General features: G+C 63.1%; 17 protein-coding genes. 8 read left to right on the forward strand and 9 right to left on the reverse strand.

The window, feature by feature from the left end; translation table 11 throughout:
- Positions 1 to 40: 40 nt before the first annotated feature.
- Positions 41 to 826, reverse strand: coding sequence for an IclR family transcriptional regulator (locus EB815_RS29435; RefSeq protein WP_056564719.1), 786 nt, complete (start codon positions 824 to 826; stop codon positions 41 to 43).
- 167 nt (positions 827 to 993) lie between these two features.
- Between EB815_RS29435 and EB815_RS29440 the strand changes: the two genes are divergently transcribed.
- From EB815_RS29440 to EB815_RS29475, 8 genes are all read left to right on the forward strand, one after another.
- Complete coding sequence (locus EB815_RS29440; RefSeq protein WP_056564722.1) at positions 994 to 2,313, forward strand: ABC transporter substrate-binding protein; 1,320 nt, start codon at positions 994 to 996, stop codon at positions 2,311 to 2,313.
- Between the two features lie 125 nt (positions 2,314 to 2,438).
- Positions 2,439 to 3,335 (forward strand): carbohydrate ABC transporter permease, encoded by an 897-nt coding sequence (locus EB815_RS29445; protein WP_056564725.1) that lies wholly within the window; start codon positions 2,439 to 2,441, stop codon positions 3,333 to 3,335.
- Positions 3,335 to 4,201: a carbohydrate ABC transporter permease gene (locus EB815_RS29450; protein WP_056564727.1), complete on the forward strand. Its 867-nt coding sequence runs from the start codon at positions 3,335 to 3,337 to the stop codon at positions 4,199 to 4,201. The genes EB815_RS29445 and EB815_RS29450 overlap by 1 nt, the downstream gene beginning before the upstream one ends.
- A gap of 4 nt (positions 4,202 to 4,205) precedes the next feature.
- Entirely contained in the window at positions 4,206 to 5,303 is a 1,098-nt protein-coding gene (locus EB815_RS29455; RefSeq protein ID WP_056564730.1) for an ABC transporter ATP-binding protein, read from the forward strand.
- Between the two features lie 3 nt (positions 5,304 to 5,306).
- Positions 5,307 to 6,419 (forward strand): mandelate racemase/muconate lactonizing enzyme family protein, encoded by a 1,113-nt coding sequence (locus EB815_RS29460; RefSeq protein ID WP_056564733.1) that lies wholly within the window; start codon positions 5,307 to 5,309, stop codon positions 6,417 to 6,419.
- Positions 6,420 to 6,428: 9 nt separating this feature from the next.
- Positions 6,429 to 6,758 (forward strand): L-rhamnose mutarotase, encoded by a 330-nt coding sequence (locus tag EB815_RS29465; protein WP_056564736.1) that lies wholly within the window; start codon positions 6,429 to 6,431, stop codon positions 6,756 to 6,758.
- Entirely contained in the window at positions 6,751 to 7,827 is a 1,077-nt protein-coding gene (locus EB815_RS29470) for a Gfo/Idh/MocA family protein (protein WP_056564739.1), read from the forward strand. The genes EB815_RS29465 and EB815_RS29470 overlap by 8 nt, the downstream gene beginning before the upstream one ends.
- Positions 7,824 to 8,279 (forward strand): MaoC/PaaZ C-terminal domain-containing protein, encoded by a 456-nt coding sequence (locus EB815_RS29475; RefSeq protein ID WP_056564742.1) that lies wholly within the window; start codon positions 7,824 to 7,826, stop codon positions 8,277 to 8,279. Before EB815_RS29470 ends, EB815_RS29475 begins: the two co-directional genes overlap by 4 nt.
- Positions 8,280 to 8,292: 13 nt before the next feature.
- Here the strand turns inward: EB815_RS29475 and EB815_RS29480 are convergent, their stop codons facing one another.
- The 8 genes from EB815_RS29480 to phnA form a co-directional block, all read right to left on the reverse strand.
- Positions 8,293 to 9,090: an ABC transporter permease subunit gene (locus EB815_RS29480; protein ID WP_056564745.1), complete on the reverse strand. Its 798-nt coding sequence runs from the start codon at positions 9,088 to 9,090 to the stop codon at positions 8,293 to 8,295.
- Positions 9,091 to 9,092: 2 nt separating this feature from the next.
- Positions 9,093 to 9,950: a 2-aminoethylphosphonate ABC transporter permease subunit gene (locus tag EB815_RS29485; RefSeq protein WP_056564748.1), complete on the reverse strand. Its 858-nt coding sequence runs from the start codon at positions 9,948 to 9,950 to the stop codon at positions 9,093 to 9,095.
- A complete protein-coding gene (locus EB815_RS29490) occupies positions 9,943 to 11,088 on the reverse strand; it encodes an ABC transporter ATP-binding protein (RefSeq protein WP_081294758.1) in 1,146 nt (381 codons plus the stop codon). Before EB815_RS29490 ends, EB815_RS29485 begins: the two co-directional genes overlap by 8 nt.
- 32 nt (positions 11,089 to 11,120) lie before the next feature.
- A complete protein-coding gene (locus EB815_RS29495) occupies positions 11,121 to 12,152 on the reverse strand; it encodes a 2-aminoethylphosphonate ABC transporter substrate-binding protein (protein WP_065004922.1) in 1,032 nt (343 codons plus the stop codon).
- 255 nt (positions 12,153 to 12,407) lie between these two features.
- The gene (locus EB815_RS29500) at positions 12,408 to 13,418 is read right to left on the reverse strand and encodes a 2-hydroxyacid dehydrogenase (protein ID WP_056564755.1); all 1,011 of its coding nucleotides are present in this window, start codon (positions 13,416 to 13,418) and stop codon (positions 12,408 to 12,410) included.
- A gap of 2 nt (positions 13,419 to 13,420) precedes the next feature.
- On the reverse strand, positions 13,421 to 14,779 hold the full coding sequence (gene pbfA / locus EB815_RS29505) for a (R)-1-hydroxy-2-aminoethylphosphonate ammonia-lyase (RefSeq protein WP_056565730.1): 1,359 nt from the start codon (positions 14,777 to 14,779) through the stop codon (positions 13,421 to 13,423).
- Positions 14,780 to 14,851: 72 nt separating this feature from the next.
- The gene (gene phnY, locus EB815_RS29510; RefSeq protein ID WP_056564760.1) at positions 14,852 to 16,309 is read right to left on the reverse strand and encodes a phosphonoacetaldehyde dehydrogenase; all 1,458 of its coding nucleotides are present in this window, start codon (positions 16,307 to 16,309) and stop codon (positions 14,852 to 14,854) included.
- 245 nt (positions 16,310 to 16,554) lie between these two features.
- On the reverse strand, positions 16,555 to 17,811 hold the full coding sequence (gene phnA / locus EB815_RS29515; RefSeq protein WP_056564762.1) for a phosphonoacetate hydrolase: 1,257 nt from the start codon (positions 17,809 to 17,811) through the stop codon (positions 16,555 to 16,557).
- Positions 17,812 to 17,816: the final 5 nt, after the last annotated feature.

The following is a 17,816-nucleotide window of genomic DNA, read 5'->3' on the forward strand; positions in this document are numbered from 1 at the left end:
CAAATCATCTCACGGAGGAATTCTTCATTCAAATAAGAATTCATACCGATGAGCCAACGGTCGAACCTGCCAGATGCGACAGCTTCTCGCATGTTGCCAGCAGGAGTTCGATGGTCCGTGTAATGTCAGGCGCGGCAGGCGTGTTGATGACGGTGATGTAGGGGATCGACAGGGCGGCGATCGCCTTGCCGTCGGAACTGCGCACCGGTGCCGACAGGTTGAAGACGCCGGCGGTCTGCATCGACGCCATCATTTCGTAGCCACGGTCGCGGATCTGGTCGAGCCGGGTGAAGAACTCGGCCGATTGCGCCGTCTTGTCGGTGCTGCGGACGTGCTCGGAGATCATCATCTGCCGCTCTTCCTGCGAGCGGAAGGCGAGCAGCACATGGCCTGAACCGGTATCGAACAGGCTGATGTGGGAGCCGACCCGGATCGAGATGCCCCAGTAGTTCGGCGCCTCTTGCTGGGCGATCACGACGGCGGAACCACGATCAAAAACAACGAGTTGGTTTGCCTGCTGCGACGTCTCGGCCAGTTCGCGCATCAGCGGCGTGGCGTAGGAAACCAGCCGCCGCACAGGGGCATGCAATTGCGCCAGGCCGAACAGTTTGAGCGTCAGCGAGTAGCGGTCGCCGTCCAGCCTTGTGACGTAGCCGCGCCGCACCAGCCGGTCCAGCATGCGGTAGAATTCGTTGGGACTGCGGTCGAGTCTCTTGGCGATTTCCGCCTGCGTCAGGCCGCCATCGACGCCGGCCAACAGTTCCAAGATGTCGAGCCCCTTGTCGAGCGCCGGCGCGCGATAGCGCTCGTCTTCGCTGTCATCCATGGGCACTTCTCCAGTGAATTCTTCCCTTCATATACGCAGGAACGTGACCGGCGGAAACAAATTTCGCCTTGACGTGCGTATGAATGTTTTGTTTGTATATGAATGTAGCACTTCTTGTCACGCGGACAAGTTGCGGTCGCGCCAAGGCGCACCCAGGGAGGAAACCAATGAACAGACTGCTTTCCGGCGTCTCCGCCGGCGCATTGGTGCTTGCATTTGGTGCAGGCATGGCCCTTGCCGGCGACCTGCCCGGCAAGTTCGAAGGCGTGACCGTCGACGTGAAGCTGATCGGCGGCCAGCAATATGAAAAGCTCTATGAGCGCATTCCCGAATGGGAGAAGGCGACCGGCGCCAAGGTCAACATCCTGACCAAGAAGAATGGCTTCGACATCGACAAGGAGCTCAAGTCCGATATCGCCTCGGGCAGCACCAACTGGTGTGTCGGCTGGAACCACTCGTCGTTCGCGCCGCAGTACACCGGCCTCTACACCGACCTCAGCAAATTGCTGCCCAAGGCGGAGATCGACGCCTTCGTGCCGTCGACGATCAAGGCCGCGACCATCGACGGCAAGCTGGAAATGCTGCCGCGCGCGCAGTTCGACGTCTCGGCGCTCTACTACCAGAAGAGCCTCTACGAAAACGCCGATAACAAGACCAAGTTCAAGGCGAAATACGGCTACGACCTGGTGCCGCCGGATACCTGGAAGGAGGTCACCGACCAGGCTGAGTTCTTCGCCAACCCGCCCAATTTCTACGGCACGCAGTTCGCCGGCAAGGAAGAGGCGATCAACGGCCGTTTCTACGAGATGGTCGTCGCCGAAGGGGGCGAATATCTCGACAAGGACGGCAAGCCTGTCTTCAACTCCGAGGCCGGTGTCCGGGCGCTCGACTGGTTCGTCAACCTCTACAAGGCCAAGGCCGTGCCGGCCGGCACCACCAACTACCTCTGGGACGATCTCGGCCAGGGCTTTGCCTCGGGCACCGTCGCCATCAACCTCGACTGGCCGGGCTGGGCCGGGTTCTTCAACGATCCGAAGTCGTCGAAGGTCGCCGGCAATGTCGGCGTGAAGGTCGCGCCGAAAGGGTCTTCCGGCAAGCGCACCGGCTGGTCGGGTTTCCATGGCTTCTCGGTGACCGAAAACTGCCCGAACAAGGAAGCCGCGGCTTCCCTGGTCTGGTGGCTGACCAATGAGGACAGCCAGAAGCTCGAGGCCGCCGCGGGTCCGCTTCCGACCCGCACCGCGGTTTGGGACTGGGACCTGAAGCAGGCTGAAAACGATCCCTACAAGAAGGAGGTTCTCTCCGCCTTCCAGGAAGAAGCCAAGCATGCCTTCGCCGTGCCGCAGACACCTGAATGGATCGAGATCTCGAATGCCGTCTATCCCGAGTTGCAGGCGGCGATCCTTGGCGACAAGACCTCCAAGCAGGCGCTGGACGAAGCGGCCGCCAAGGCGACCCAGATCCTGCAGGACGCCGGCAAGCTCTAGAACCGTCTCCCAAGGCTGCCTCCCCCATGGTGATGGGGGAGGCGATCGCGTCTTGTCGGAGGCTCCGCGGTGCAAATCGCCTTTCGGCGCCCCACCCACGCAAAGCAAAACCCCAAAGGATTCTGATGAAGGGCTTCAAGCCATCGGCGCCGTTCCTGCTGCTGCTCCCGGCCTTCATCGTGCTGGCGGCGGTCGTCGTCGTGCCGCTGCTCTTGTCGCTCTATTCCAGCTTCACACCCTTCCGCCTGACCAAGCCCGAGACATTCTATGTCTTCATCGGCGTCCGGAATTATCTCTCGATCCTGGCCAACACCGAGTTCTGGTGGGCCTTCGGCCGTACGGTGCTGCTGCTGACCATCGCGCTCAATCTCGAAATGCTGCTTGGCCTCGGCCTTGCCATGCTGGTCGAGAAGGCGACACGCGGCCAGCGCATCCTGCGCACGCTGATGATGTTTCCGATGATGTTCTCGCCGATCCTCGTCGGCTTCCAGTTCAAGTTCATGTTCAACGACAATATCGGGCTGGTGAACAACGCCCTGCAGTCGCTTGGCATCACACAGGACGCCATACCGTGGCTGATCGAGGGCCATCTCGCTTTCATCGCCATCTCGATCGCCGAGATCTGGTCGTCGACCGCCATCTTCGCAATCCTGATCCTGGCCGGCCTGCTCGCCATGCCCAAGGAGCCGATCGAGGCGGCGCGCGTCGACGGCTGCACGCCATGGCAGACATTCCGTTATGTGACCTGGCCGTTCGTCATGCCCTTTGCCTATATCGCCATGACCATCCGCTCGCTCGACGTTGCGCGCGCCTATGACATCGTCAAGATCATGACGGATGGCGGACCGGCGGGCCGCACCGAGCTGCTGTGGACGCTGGTTGCGCGCACCGCCTACAGCGATGGACGCATGGGCATGGCCAACGCCATGGCCTATTTCTCGATCCTGCTGTCGATCGCCTTCACCGTCTATTTCTTCAACAAGCTCGCCGCGGCGCGCACGCAGATCGGTGCGGAGTGGTGATGGACGAGAATTCTTCCGCCCGCCTGAAGCGCCGGCTGCTCGGCATCGTCTATCGCATCGGCCTGTTCCTGGCGATGCTGATCATCTGCCTGCCGGGCCTGTGGATCGTCATCTCGTCGCTGCGGCCGACCGTAGAGATCATGGCCAAGCCGCCGGTGTGGATCCCGCAAGAGGTCTCGTTCGACGCCTATGTCTCGATGTTCTCAGGCATCGGCAAGGGCGGCATCCCAGTCATCGAATATTTCCGCAACTCGCTGATCATCTCGGTGACCTCGACGGTGATCGCGGTCGCCATCGGCATGGCCGGCGGCTATGCCTTCGCGCGCTATCGTTTTCGCGGAAAGTCCAGCGTCTTCCTCGGCCTGATGCTGACGCGCACGGTGCCCGGCATCGCGCTGTCGCTGCCGCTGTTCTTCCTCTATGTGCGGCTCGGCATCATCGACACGCATTTCGGGCTGATCCTTGCCTATGTCGCGCTCAACGTGCCGTTCACGATCTGGCTGATCGACGGCTTCTTCCGCCAGGTGCCGAAAGACCTGGCAGAGGCCGCCCAGATCGACGGCTGCACGCGCTGGCAGGCGTTCTGGCAGGTCGAGTTTCCACTCGCCGGTCCTGGCATCGCCTCGGCCGCCATCTTTGCGTTCCTGACCTGCTGGAACGAATTCGCGCTGGCTTCGCAGCTGACCCGCTCGGTCAGCGCCAAGACGCTGCCGGTCGGCCTGCTCGACTACACGGCCGAGTTCACCATCGACTGGCGCGGCATGTGCGCGCTCGCGGTGGTGATGATCATCCCGGCGCTCACCCTCACCTACATCGTCCAGAGACACCTTGTCGGCGGCCTGACCTCCGGCGCGGTGAAAGGCTGATCCCATGGCAACGGTTTCTCTCAAAAAGCTGACCAAGCGTTACGGCAATACCGGGATCGTGCACGGCATCGATCTCGATATCACCGACCGCGAATTCATCGCGCTGGTCGGTCCGTCCGGCTGCGGCAAGTCGACGACGCTGCGCATGATCGCCGGGCTGGAGGAGATCAGCGGCGGCTCGATCGAGATCGGCGGGCGCGTCGTCAACGACCTGCCGCCGCGCTCGCGTAACATCTCGATGGTATTCCAGTCCTACGCGCTCTATCCGCACATGACGGTGCGCGAGAATCTCGGCTTCTCCCTGAAGATCGCCGGTGCTGCCAAGGAAGAGATGGACCGCCGCGTCGCCGAGGCCTCGGCCATTCTCGGCCTCGACACGCTGCTCGACCGCCGCCCGTCGCAACTGTCCGGCGGCCAGCGCCAGCGTGTCGCCATGGGCCGCGCCATCGTGCGCGACCCCGACGTCTTCCTGTTCGATGAGCCGCTGTCCAATCTCGACGCCAAGCTCAGGACGCAGATGCGCACCGAGATCAAGAAGCTGCACGCCAAGGTACAGTCGACGGTGATCTACGTCACCCACGATCAGGTCGAGGCGATGACGCTGGCCGACCGCATCGTCATCATGCGCGACGGCCATATCGAGCAGGTCGGCACGCCCGACGAGGTGTTCCGGCGACCGGCGACACGCTTCGTCGCCGGCTTCATCGGCTCGCCGCCGATGAACCTGCATGAGGCGACGATCGATGACGGCCAGATGATCTTCGCCAGCGGCGAGAGACTGCCTTTGCCCGGCCAGTTCAAGGCCAATGTCACGACCGGCGACAAGATAGTGTTCGGGCTGCGGCCCGACGACATCTATCCGACCGGCCACGGCATCAGTTCCGGCGGAGCGGCTGACGTCCATGAGATCGAGCTGCCGGTTACCGTCACCGAACCGCTCGGCAACGAGACGCTGGTGTTCGTCGAATTCAACGGCACGGACTGGGTGTCGCGCATGCTGAACCCGAGGCCGCTCCGGTCGGGTGAGCGGGTGGCGATGAGCCTCGACCTGTCGCAGGCGCATCTGTTTGCCATTGAGACCGGAAAGACATTGCGGAGCTGATCGATGGCTAGAATCGAGAAAATCGAACTGCGGATGGTGGACCTTGTGCCCAAGGTCAAGCGCACCGACGCGATCCAGAGCTTCGTCAGCCAGGAAACGCCGATCGTCACGATCACCGATTGCGACGGCGCGGTCGGTACGGGCTACAGCTACACGATCGGCACCGGGGGTTCGTCGGTGATGCGGCTCTTGTCCGATCATCTGGCGCCGCGCCTGATCGGCCGTGATCCCGACATGATCGAGGCGATCTGGCACGATCTCGAATTCGCCACGCACGCCACCACGATCGGCGCGATCACGGCGATCGCCATCGCGGCGATCGATACGGCGCTTTGGGATCTCAGGGCGAAGAAACAGAACCTGCCGCTGTGGAAACTTGCCGGCGGCGCCAAGGACCGCTGCCCGCTCTACACCACCGAGGGCGGTTGGCTGCACATCGAGACGGCCGCCCTTGTCGATGACGCGCTGGCCGCCAAGGCCAAGGGCTTTCGCGGCTCGAAGGTGAAGATCGGCAAGCCGCACGGTTCGGAAGACCTGGCGCGCCTGTCGGCCGTGCGCAAGGCTGTCGGCGACGGCTACGAGATCATGACCGATGCCAACCAGGGTTTTTCCGTCGACGAGGCGATCCGGCGTGCGGCGAGGCTGCGCGAACTCGACCTTGCCTGGATCGAGGAGCCGCTGCCGGCCGACGACATCGACGGGCACCTGCGTTTGTCAAACTCGACGCCGACGCCGATTGCGATCGGCGAGTCGCTCTATTCGATGCGCCATTTCCGCGAATACATGCAGAAAGGCGCCTGCTCGATCGTCCAGGTCGATGTCGGCCGCATCGGCGGCATCACGCCCTGGCTCAAGATCGCCCACACGGCGGAGGCCTTCGACATTCCGGTCTGCCCGCATTTCCTGATGGAATTGCATGTCAGCCTGACCTGCGCTGTTCAGAACGGCCGGTATGTCGAGTACATTCCGCAGCTCGACCAGTTGACCGGCAAGCATATGCGCATCGAGGATGGGCACGCACTGGCGCCCGACGAGCCCGGCATCGGCATCGATTGGGACTGGGACGCGGTCAAGGCCATGAGCATCGCCGAATTCACCACGGCGATCACCAAATAGGAGACGGATATGCAGCGGATGGGGATGGTGCTGGGGTTGAAACCGGAAAAGGTGGAGGAGTATGTCCGCCTCCACGCCGCCGTCTGGCCCGACGTGCTGACCATGATCTCGGCCTGCAACATCAAGAATTACTCGATCTACCTGAAGCGGCCCGAGAACCTCCTGTTTTCCTATTTCGAATATCACGGCACCGACTACGCGGCCGACATGGCCAAGATGGCAGCGGACCCGAAGACGCAGGAATGGTGGGCGGTCTGCATGCCGTGCCAGGAACCGCTGGCGACCCGCAAGGAGGGCGAATGGTGGGCTTCGATGGACGAGGTCTTCCATCATGACTGAGGGCGGTTTCTACCCTGCCTCGCTCATCCAGTCCTGGCCCAAACCCTCGAAGCCCCGGCCGATCGTCACTTTCGGCGCAGGTTCGATCGTCGGAGATGCGCATTTCCCGGCCTACAGAAAAGCAGGTTTTCCGGTTGCCGGACTTTATGATCCGGATCAGACAAAGGCGCGGACCCTGGCCGAGAAATGGGGGGTCACCGCATTCCGCTCGGTGGAAGAAGCGGCCACCGTCAAGGATGCGATCTTCGATCTGGCAACGCCGCCGGGACGGCACGCCGAGATCCTGAAAGCTCTCCCGGACGGCGCGGTCGCGTTGATCCAGAAGCCGATGGGCAATTATCTCGGCGAGGCTACCGAAATCCTCGAAATCTGCCGCGCCAAGAACCTCAAGGCGGCCGTGAACTTCCAGCTGCGCTTCGCGCCGATGATGCTGGCGCTCAAGGATGCCATCGCCAAGGGCTGGCTCGGCGAGGTCGTCGATTTCGACGCATGGCTGGCGCTGGCGACGCCGTGGCAATTGTGGGAGTTCCTGCTCAAGGCGCCCCGCGTCGAGATCGCCATGCACTCGATCCATTATCTCGATCTCGTCAGGCAATTGCTTGGCGACCCCAAGGGCGTGCACGCCAAGACACTCGGCCATCCCAACCACAAGGTGGCGCAGACGCGCACCAGCGCCATTCTCGACTATGGCGACACGGTGCGCTGCGCGCTGTCGATCAATCACGACCATAAGTTCGGTCGCCGTCACCAGGCCTGCGAATTCCGCATCTGCGGCACCGAAGGGGCGGCCTACCTCAAGCTTGGCCTCAATCTCGATTATCCCACTGGCGAGCCGGATATCCTGGAAATCCATCCAAAGGGTGGAACGGACTGGGTCACCGTGCCGCTTGCCGGTGAATGGTTCCCCGACGCCTTCGTCGGACGCATGGCCAATGTGCAGCGCTTTGCGGCCGGAGAAGACCACGAACTGGTCAGCTCGGTCGAGGACGCCTGGAATACCATGGCACTGGTGGAAGCCGCCTATAAATCGAGCGCGGCGCCGGCGACGCCGATCGCGGAAAGACCTTGATGGAACAGATCCAGTATTTCGAGGATTACGAGATCGGCTCGTCGCGCCTGACCAGCGGCCGCACCATCACCGAAACGGATTTCATCGTCCATGCCGGCCACACCGGCGATTTCTTCCCCCACCACATGGACGCCGAATATATGAAGACGACGCCGTTCGGCCAGCGCATCGCGCATGGCACGCTGGTGTTCTCGGTCGGCATCGGCTTGACGGCAAGCATCGTCAACCCGGTCGCCTTCTCCTATGGCTATGACCGGCTGCGCTTCATCAAGCCGGTGTTCATCGGCGACACGATCCGCACGCGCACCACCATCACGTCCAGGGAAGACGATCCCAAGCGACCGGGTTCCGGACGCGTGATCGAACGCTGCGAGGTGGTCAACCAGCGTGGCGAAGTGGTGCTGGCGGCCGACCACATCTACATCGTCGAACGCAAGCCGGCGCAGGGCTGAAGCTCACTCAATCTCAAGAACCGGTGGCGCGTGCGGTGATACGCTCGAGCCCAAGCAGCAGGACCAGCGTGGCCGCCACCAGGATCATCGTCAGGGCCGCGCCTGCAAAGATGTCGCCGCGATCGGTAAGGCTGAAGATCGATACCGGCAGCGTCACCCAGCCTGGAGGATAGACCATGACGGTGGCGCCGAGTTCGCCCATCGACAGCGCGAAGCTCAAGCCGAAGGCGGCGACGAGATAGGGTGCCAGCAGTGGCAGCGTGACGTGCCAGAGCCGGTAGGCCGGCCGCGCGCCGAGGCTTGATGCCACCTGTTCGAAGTCGGGCGAAAGCCGTGCCAGGCCGGCCGAGACATTGCCGAAGGTGAAGGCCGAGATCAGCACGAAATGCGCGATCATGACGATCGCCACCGTGCCGTTGAGCAGCAGCGGCGGATGGCTGAAGGCGACCAGCAGGCCAAGGCCGACCGACACAGAAGGCACCGCACTGGGGATGAAGAACAGCAGGCCCAGCAGGCGCTTCAAGGCGTGCCCTTGAAGGCGAAGCGAAAGGGCCGCCCAGGTGCCGCTGACCAATGCAAGCGCACTGGCCAGGAAGCCGGTAATCAGGCTGGCCTTGACCGAGTTCCAGGCCGACCCCCTGACCACATCGGTGTAATGTTCCGTCGTCAGGCCATTGGGCAGCACGCCGTTCCACTGGTCGGCAAGGCTGGACAGAAGGATGACAGCCAGCGGCGCCAGGAACAGCACACCGAAGATCAGCGCGAAAAGCAACCACAGCACGATGCGACCAGGGCGTGACCAGACCAGCATGGCTAGACCCCCAACCGGCCGGCGGCGAAACGGTAGAGGCCGAACAGGCCGAGCGACAACGCGATGTTGACCACTGCGATGATGCAGGCCACCTGATAGGCCGATTCCTGGATTGCCTTGCCGTAAATCAGCAGCGGCAGCGTGATGACGCCCTTGGCGCCGATGAACAGCACGATGCCGAACTCGTTGACGGTCAACAGCAGGCAGAGACTCCCACCGGCTATGAGCGCGGGCACCGCCGCCGGCAGGATCACCTGGCGCACGATGCGGAACGGCCTGGCGCCGAGCACGCTTGCCGCTTCGATCTGGCCCCGGTCGACGAGCGAAAATGCAGCGAGCAGCGGCCGCAGGATAAAGGGCGTGTAGACCGTGACTTCGGCCAGCACCACGCCCCATGTCGAATAGAGGAAATCGACGGGTGGCAGCGGCAGTGAGAAGGCCTCCATCAGCCCGGTGTTGAGCATGCCGGCAGAGCCGTAGAGGAAGGTGAAGGCAAGTGTCACCAGGAAGGTCGGCAGCGCGATGAAGGTGTCGATCAGCCGGGCGATGAAACCACTGCCAGGGAACGGCACGAAGGCCAGGATCAGCGCCAGGACGAGGCCGACGATCAAGCATCCGGCCGTCGCCGTGACCGAGATCGTCACTGTGTTGATCAGCGCGTTGAGAAAGAAGCGCGAATGCAGGACGCGAAAAATCTCGGCGGCATTGGCGACGCCGCTGTCGTCAAGGAAAGCCTGCCGGGCAATGAGCGCCAGCGGATAAAAGAACAGCAGCGCCAGCAGAGCAGCCGGTGGCACGATCCAGAATTTGCCGGGTTCCCGCCTGATCGCCGGCACGTCAAGGGCGACCGCCTCAGACACCGGCGTCTTCCGGCAGCAGCGAAGTGTCGGCAGGGGCGAAGAACAGCGGCACCCGGGCGCCGAGTTCGGGCAAGGCGATCGGCAGCTTCGTCGCCGAGACGCGAACCGGCGTGCCCTCGACATCGAGCACGAGATGGGTGAGTTCGCCCTGCCAGTGCACCTCCCTCAACGTGCCGACGATGCGGTTGGTGTGCTCGCTGTCGGCCGTCAGGCTGAGATGCTGCGGTCTGATGCAGAGCAAGCTCTTGTCGCCGGCCTTCTCGTCACGACCGGCACCAACGAGCACCGCATCGCCATGCCTTGCCGTGGCAAAGCCCTTCGACCCGACGCCCTCGGCGACCGTCACCGGCAGCAGGTTGGCGCGGCCGAGGAACTCGGCGGTGAACCGGTTCGGCGGGCGGCGGTAGAGTTCGGTTGTCGGTCCGTGCGAACAGACCCTGCCGTCACGCATGATGGCGATCTTGTCGGCGAGCGTCAGCGCCTCGGTCTGGTCGTGAGTGACGTAGAGGATGGTCAGGCCCGGCAGGCTACGGTGCAGGCGAGCAATCTCCTCGACCATGTTGCGGCGGATCTGCGCGTCGAGCGCCGACAGAGGCTCGTCGAGGAGCAGCACACGCGGCCGAACAGCCAAAGCGCGGGCAATCGCGACGCGCTGCTGTTGACCGCCCGAAAGCTCGCGCGGATAACGCCGGGCAAAGGTCGCCATGCCGACGGTGCCGAGCGCATCCCTGACCCGCTCGGCGATCAGCGCCTTGTCGGCGCCTTGCGCCCGCAGGCCAAAAGCAACGTTGTCTTCCACCCGCATATGCGGAAACAGCGCATAGTTCTGCACCACCATGCCGAGCCCTCGCTCGTAGGGCGGCAGGTCTGTCACATCGGTGGCGCCGATGCGGATGCGGCCACTTGCCGGCCGCACGAAACCAGCGACGGCCCGCAAGGCGGTGGTCTTGCCAGAACCGGACGGGCCGATCATCGCCAGGATTTCACCCGGCGCGATGTCCAGGGTCAGCGGATGCAGGACGACATGCGCGCCATAGGCGACGCTGACCTTGTCGAAGTGGACATTGGAGCCGGCGCCGCGAATTTTCGCGGCGTCGATGTCCATGACATTGGTACCAGTAAAGGCGGCGGCCGACATGGCTTGGTCCTCCGGATCTTTGCCCTCGGGTGTCAGCTTCCGGTCGCCTCGTTCCACTTCTTGACGTAGTCTGGAAGCTTGCTCAGTGCCTCGTCCCAATTCGGCGACCAGATGGTGACGCCCTTCATCGCCTCCTGCGCCTTTGCGAAGTTGGCGTCATCAGGCTTCACGTCCTTGCGGGCCGGCAGGCCGAGCGCAACCGAGCTCACCGTCGACTGGGCCTCCTTGGAAAGCAGGAAGTCGATCAGCTTCTTGCCGTTGTCGGCATTGGGTGCGCCGGTGACCAGACCGATTTCATAGGGCAGCGCAAAGGTGGAGCGGGTGCCATCCGGCCCGGCGGGCCAGAAAACCCTGATGTTGGGATTGTCGGCCATCTGCGACATGTTCATCTGCAGATCGCCATTGGCGACATGCAGTTCGCCCTTGTTGACCAGTGCGGTCAGCTTGCCGGTGGAGGCGGACGGACCGACATTGTTGTCCTGCAGCTTCTTCATGAACTCGAAGCCGGCGTCCTCGCCGCCGAAGGCGTGGATGATCTGCAGCATGACGGCTGTGCCGTCACCGGCCTGGCCGGGGGTCGAATACTGGATCTTGCCCTTGAATTTAGGGTCGAGCAGATCGTTGTAGCTCTTGGGCGCTTCCGACAGCACGGCGCTGTTGTAGATGAAGTTCATGTAGTTGTTGACCAGCGGCCGGTACTTGTCGGCGCCGCCGTCGATCTGGTCGGCGCCTGCCGGCTTGTAATCCTGCAGCAGACCGTCGGCGGCGGCGCGCTGGACGAAGGGCGGCAAGGTCACCAGCACGTCGGCCTGCGGATTCGACTTTTCCTTGGCGACGCGCTCGACGACACCGCCGGAGCCGGCCTCGATATACTGCACGGTGATGCCGGTCGCCTTGGTGAAGGCAGCGAATTCGGTCTCGTACCAGCTGCCATTGCCGTCATGCAGGCCGTCGGCGGAATAGATGGTGACGACGCCGTCGGCGAATGCTGGTCCGACGAGAGCCGACGACGCCAGGAGCGACGCGGCGAAAGCCATGGCTATGGTTGCATTGCGCGATTTCATGGATCAGTTCCCCTGTGATTGTTGGCACATTCTTCGATGCACTAGGACCAATCGGCTTCGGATCTCTGGCGGACGTTGAGCCGGCTGGATGTCGTCGTTGTGACAACTTTGAGGATTGGGGATCGATAAGTAAAATCTATTTATTTTATGACAGGCAAGCTTCTACTGATATTTGTCATGGAACTGTCGCATCCCTGTCTCAGGCACGATCCTGGCTGCGCGGGAAGTTTCTATCTATTTGAAAAATATAGTCTATCAGGCGAACGAGACGCCCGAGACCTGCACCCGCAAACGCGGATCATGCGAGCGGATGGTCACCGGTCGACCTTCGAGGATCTCGAAGCAGCGCGCGAGCGTGTCGTCTTCAAGCCGCCGCATCGCCTCATGCGTGAAGAAGGTAAGATGCGGAAACAGGATCACATTGTCGCGATCGAACAGGGCGCTCATCGGATGGCCAGACCTCGCCAATGGCTCGACCGAATAGACGTCAAGCGCGGAGCCACCGATACTGCCGGCAACGATCGCATCGACAAGCGCCGCCTCGTCGATCAGTGCGCCGCGCGAGACGTTGATGATGATTGCGGAGGCCTTTAGGCAAGCGAGTTCCGCCTTGCCGATCAGGCCGCGCGTCTTGTCGTTGAGCACGCAATGAAGGGAAACGAAGTCGCAGGCGCGCAGCATGGCATGGAGATCATCGACCTTTTCGATGCCGGCGGCCTGCAGGGTTGCGGCATCGACACCAGGATCGAAGCCAAGCACGCGAGCACGAAACCCTTGGCCTGCCATGCGCGCCATGCTGCGGCCGATCTTGCCGCAGCCGACGAGCCCCAGCGTGGCGCCGGACATGTCTCGGCCGAGCCAGCGCTGCTCGGGCCAGATCCAGCCGTCACGCGATACCGCCGCTGTGATCGCCGGCAATCGCTTGGCCAGCGCGATCATCAGGGCGAACGCACCCTCGGCGACGGTCTCCTCGGCATACTCCGGCACGTTGACGACGGGAATGCCGCGCCGCATCGCGGCAGGGATGTCGATCGCATCGATGCCGACGCCGTATTTGACGATGCCCTTCAACTTCGGCGCTGCGTCGATCACCGGCGCGGTGATGGGCGTGTAGCACATGAGAAGGAGATCGGCGTCGGCAACGGCGTGCATCAAGTCCGCCTCGGCAATGCCGTCCGGCAGCGTCACCAGGTCGACGCCGCTTGCCCGCAAGCCGGCATCGATGCCTGGGCATTCGAGTTCCCGGTCGGTGCGCACGGCCTTCATGATCAGGCCGCGAGCACGGCGCGCTCGACGATGTCGAGCGCGCGGTCGAGATCGGCTTTCGAGATGACCAGCGGCGGCGACAGCGTCAGCACATTGCCATGGCTGATCTTGAAGCTCAGGCCCTGCTCGAGGCAGGCGTAGAAGACGCGTTCGGCGAGATCACGCGCCGGCTGGCGCGTGGCGCGATCCTCGACCAGTTCAACGCCGACCATCAACCCCCTGCCCCTGACGTCGCCGACTTCAGGCGAACGCGCCATCAAGTCCTGCATGCGTCCAAGCATATGCCGGCCGAGCTCGGCCGCGCGTTCGACCAGCCCCTCTTCGAGGATGATGTCGATGGTGGTCAGCGCGGCGCGCGCCGTCACCGGGTTCTTTTCGTGGGTGTAGTGACCGATGGCGAAGCCGCCGGTGACGTCGAGGTCGCGGCGCGTGATGACGGCGGCAATCGGCAGGATACCGCCGCCCAGCGACTTGCCGAGAACGACGACGTCGGGTGTCACGCCGTCATGCTCGTGGGCGAAAAACCTACCTGTCTTGCCGAGACCAGTCGGGATCTCGTCGAAGATCAGCAGCGTTCCGTGCCGGTCGCAGGCCTCGCGCACGCGCTTCCAGAAGCCCGGCGGCGGCGGGTTGGGTGTCGCGCGCATCGGTTCGGCGACGACCGCGGCCACATCCTGCTCGCGGTCAAGCACATAGGCGATCATGTTGGCGCAGGCGAGCCCGGACGCTTCAAGGGAATCGTGGCCATAGGGGCAGCGATAGCCGTCCCAGGGCGCGACATGCTCGGTACCGGTCATCATCGGGCCTGATATGTGGGAGCGGAAGGTCGCCTCGCCGCCAACGCTTGCCGCGCCGAAGCCGGCGCCGTGAAAGGCATCCCAGAACGACACTGTCTTGAAGCGGCCGGTCGCGGCGCGTGCGATCTTCATCGCCACTTCGATGGCATCCGAGCCGCCTGTCGTGAACAGCACCTTGCCGAGATCGCCGGGCGCCAGCGCCGCCAGTTTCTCCGCCAGTTCGACAGCGGGCTCGCAGGTGAAGCGGCGCGGCGCGAAACAAAGTTCATCGAGCTGCTTCTTGATCGCTGCCACCAGCCTGGGATGGGCGTAGCCGAGGTGATGCACGCTGTTGCCGTGGAAATCCATGAAACGACGGCCGGCGGTGTCCTCGATCCAGATGCCTTCCGCCTTGGCGATCGTCGACAGACAGGGGCTGGAGAGGCTCTGATGCATGAAGGCGGCCGCGTCGCGATCGAGCAGACCGCGGATGCGGGGATCATCCTGGCCGGCGTCCCAGCGGCCGCGTGCCGCCGTCGTGTTGGAATCGCCCTCGGTATGCACAAGCTCTGATATTGCGGCCATCATCGTCTCCGAAACGCGAATGAGGGAGCGTGGAACGCCCCCTCGACTAATCTGCCAGTCGACGCTGTCCGGTCACGACCAAGGCAGCGAGAATGTCTTCACATTGGTGTAGCTCTTCATCGCTTCGATGACGCCTTCCTTATAGCCATTGCCCGAATCCTTGATGCCGCCGAAGGGCGACATCTCGATGCGATAGCCTGGCACTTCCCAGATGTTGACCGTGCCGACCTGCAGGCCCGCAATGTATTTCTGCATGCGCGGAAAGGAGTTGGTGCAGACACCCGACGACAGGCCGAAGGCGGTCGAATTGGAGAGTGCGATCAGCGCCTCGTCATCGTCCGGCGCGCGCACGATCGGGATGATCGGCCCGAATGTCTCTTCCATCACCAGTTCTGATGTGTGCGGCACGCGATCGACGACGATCGGCGGCAGCAGCGCACCCTGCCGGCCGGGATTGTAGAGTATTTCGGCGCCTTGCTCCGCGGCCATGTGGACGCGGGTTTCGAACAGTGTCGCGGCCTTCTCGTGCACGACGGTGCCGAGATCGGTCGAGCGATCCATCGGGTCGCCGAAGCGGATTTTTTTCGCCCGCTCCAGCACCAGCGGGACGAAACGGTCGGCGACGCTTTCCTGGACAAGGATGCGCTTGACCGCAGTGCAGCGCTGGCCGGAGTTTTTCGTCGCTCCGGCCACCGCCAGGTCCGCCGCCTTCGCCAGATCATCGTCCGACAAATCGTTGAGGATGATCAGCGGATCGTTGCCGCCGAGTTCCAGCACCTGGCGCTTGTAGCCGGCGGTGCGGGCGATCATCTTGCCGACCGGCACGCCGCCGGTGAAGGTGATCAGGTCGATGTTCTCGTTGGTGATCATCTCGCTGCCGATATCGGCCGGCCAGCCGGTCACCACCGACAGCATTTCCGGCGGCAAGCCGGCCTCATAGAGAATGTCGGCCAGAAGCAGCGCCGTCATCGGCGTCAGTTCGGTCGGCTTCACCACCACGCAATTGTTGGTGGCGATCGCCGGCGCCACCTTGTGCGAGACCATGTTGAGCGGATGGTTGAACGGCGTAATCGCCGAGATCGCCTTCAGCGGCTCGCGGGTGGTGAAGATCTTGCGCGCCTTGCCATGCGGGGTGAGATCGCAGGAAAAGATCTGGCCGTCATCCTGGATGCACATCTGCGCCGACAGCGTGAACACGTCATAGGCGCGGCCAACCTCATAGAGCGAGTCGGTCTTGGAGATGCCGAGTTCGAGCGTGATGAGATCGGAGATCTCTTCGCGGCGCGACGCCAGCGCTTCAGCGGTGCGAAACAGGATCTGCTGGCGCTCGTAGCGTGTCAGTTTCGACTTGTAGCCGGCGGCGATTTCGAATGCCCGTCGCGCATGCTCGGCGCGGCCGGCCGGCACGGTGCCAATGACGGTGTCATTCCAGGGGTAACGCACTTTGACGATATCATCGGCATCGACCTTCTTGCCGGCGATACGCATCGGCTCGTGGCGAACTTTGATGGCAGGGTCAAGCTTGGTCATGTGAGTCTTCCCGGTGCTCAGTGAGCAACATTGATTTTTGTCGGCTAGGCCATCGCGTCTCATCAATAGCTTCCCCCACTCCGTCGCCGCTTCGCGGCGCCACCACCCTCCGGAGGGAGAGGAAGGGAGCCAAGGCTGGCAAGCTCAGCGCCTTTCCTCTCCCCGTCGATCGGGGGAGAGGTGGCCCGAAGGGTCGGAGTGGGGGTCGACTAGCGTAATCACCTACTGGCCACCCAACTCAACCCTCACGCCAGCGCCGCCGCCATCGTCGCGTAGTAGAAAGCGTCGAAATTGCGCAGCGTCGGCTCGTTCGGCAGGTCGGGCAGTAAGCGGTTGACGATGAACGGCACCTCCTGCTCGGTCAGCCCGCCATGCGAGCGAAGCGGCTCGTTGAGGGCCGCCAGATCGTGGCGATGCTCCGACGTGCCAATCGTCTTGTTCTCGGTCGAGATCAGCACGATGTCGCCGATCCTGTCGGCAGGAAGCTCGAAGCGCTCGCAGGCGGTCGGGCTGTCAACGACCAGCATGATGCCGTCTGTCTTGGCGAGCCGCGTCATGATGCCGGCCTGGTCGGCGCCATCGGGCAGATAGGCGGTGGCGAAGGAACCGAGCGCGCCGTGGTGGACGACATAGGGGTCAGTGATCGGCAGGATGACACGGGCAGCGTCCTTGCCGAGCCACTCGTCGAGCAGGTCCTGGACATAGACCACATCTGGCGAACCGTCCGCCTTATGCTTGGGCTTCATGCCATGGTCGGCGGTGACGACGATCGCCGCGCCCAGCGCATCGAGCTCGGCCAGGTACTTGTCGAACATCTCGTAGAAGTCATTGGCCTGGGGCACGCCGGGCGCATATTTGTGCTGCACATAGTCGGTGGTGGTCAGGTACATGATATCAGGACGGAATTCCCTGAGCAGCCGGACGCCGGCGGCGAAGACGAATTCCGACAGCTCAGCCGAATAGACTTCAGGCACCGGCAGTCCGAAGTGCTTGGAGGCATTGTCGATGCCGTGCTCGGCCTTGGTGGTGGTGTCGGACTTTTCCGCCGAGAAGCACAGTGCGCGGCCCTCATCGAAAGCCAGTCCCTTGCCCAGCAACGCGCGCAGCTTGTCCTTGGCGGTGACCACGGCAACCCTGGCCCCGGCATCGTAGAAAGCCTGGAAAATGGTCGGCGCGCGCAGGAAGCGCGGGTCGTTCATCATCACTTCCTTGCCGGTCTCGCGCTCGTAGAGATAGTTGCCGCAAATGCCATGCACCGACGGCGGGCGACCTGTGGCGATCGACAGATTGTTGGGGTTGGTGAAGCTTGGAATGACCGAGTGCGCGAAGCGCACCGTGCCCTTCTGCTTGATCCTGACCAAAGCCGGCATCAGCCCGGCCTTGATCGCCTCGTCGAGATAGGCCGGCTCGCAGCCGTCAAGACAGATGGCGATCGCCGGCACACGTGGCCAGGCGTAGGTGCGACCGTTGACGGCGACGTTGATGGGAGACATCTGGTTCATCGAAA

Source organism: Mesorhizobium loti, from assembly GCF_013170705.1.
GTDB classification, from domain to species: domain Bacteria; phylum Pseudomonadota; class Alphaproteobacteria; order Rhizobiales; family Rhizobiaceae; genus Mesorhizobium; species Mesorhizobium loti_D.

Excerpts from the sequence above, each read along its gene's own strand:
- EB815_RS29490 (WP_081294758.1), bottom strand. The coding sequence starts at position 11,088 with ATGTCGGCCGCCGCCTTTACTGGTACCAATGTCATGGACATCGACGCC.
- EB815_RS29440 (WP_056564722.1), top strand. The coding sequence starts at position 994 with ATGAACAGACTGCTTTCCGGCGTCTCCGCCGGCGCATTGGTGCTTGCA.
- EB815_RS29460 (WP_056564733.1), top strand. The coding sequence starts at position 5,307 with ATGGCTAGAATCGAGAAAATCGAACTGCGGATGGTGGACCTTGTGCCC.
- EB815_RS29435 (WP_056564719.1), bottom strand. The coding sequence starts at position 826 with ATGGATGACAGCGAAGACGAGCGCTATCGCGCGCCGGCGCTCGACAAG.
- EB815_RS29495 (WP_065004922.1), bottom strand. The coding sequence starts at position 12,152 with ATGAAATCGCGCAATGCAACCATAGCCATGGCTTTCGCCGCGTCGCTC.
- phnY (WP_056564760.1), bottom strand. The coding sequence starts at position 16,309 with ATGACCAAGCTTGACCCTGCCATCAAAGTTCGCCACGAGCCGATGCGT.
- EB815_RS29465 (WP_056564736.1), top strand. The coding sequence starts at position 6,429 with ATGCAGCGGATGGGGATGGTGCTGGGGTTGAAACCGGAAAAGGTGGAG.
- EB815_RS29445 (WP_056564725.1), top strand. The coding sequence starts at position 2,439 with ATGAAGGGCTTCAAGCCATCGGCGCCGTTCCTGCTGCTGCTCCCGGCC.
- EB815_RS29500 (WP_056564755.1), bottom strand. The coding sequence starts at position 13,418 with ATGAAGGCCGTGCGCACCGACCGGGAACTCGAATGCCCAGGCATCGAT.
- EB815_RS29450 (WP_056564727.1), top strand. The coding sequence starts at position 3,335 with ATGGACGAGAATTCTTCCGCCCGCCTGAAGCGCCGGCTGCTCGGCATC.
- pbfA (WP_056565730.1), bottom strand. The coding sequence starts at position 14,779 with ATGGCCGCAATATCAGAGCTTGTGCATACCGAGGGCGATTCCAACACG.
- EB815_RS29470 (WP_056564739.1), top strand. The coding sequence starts at position 6,751 with ATGACTGAGGGCGGTTTCTACCCTGCCTCGCTCATCCAGTCCTGGCCC.
- phnA (WP_056564762.1), bottom strand. The coding sequence starts at position 17,811 with ATGAACCAGATGTCTCCCATCAACGTCGCCGTCAACGGTCGCACCTAC.
- EB815_RS29455 (WP_056564730.1), top strand. The coding sequence starts at position 4,206 with ATGGCAACGGTTTCTCTCAAAAAGCTGACCAAGCGTTACGGCAATACC.
- EB815_RS29480 (WP_056564745.1), bottom strand. The coding sequence starts at position 9,090 with ATGCTGGTCTGGTCACGCCCTGGTCGCATCGTGCTGTGGTTGCTTTTC.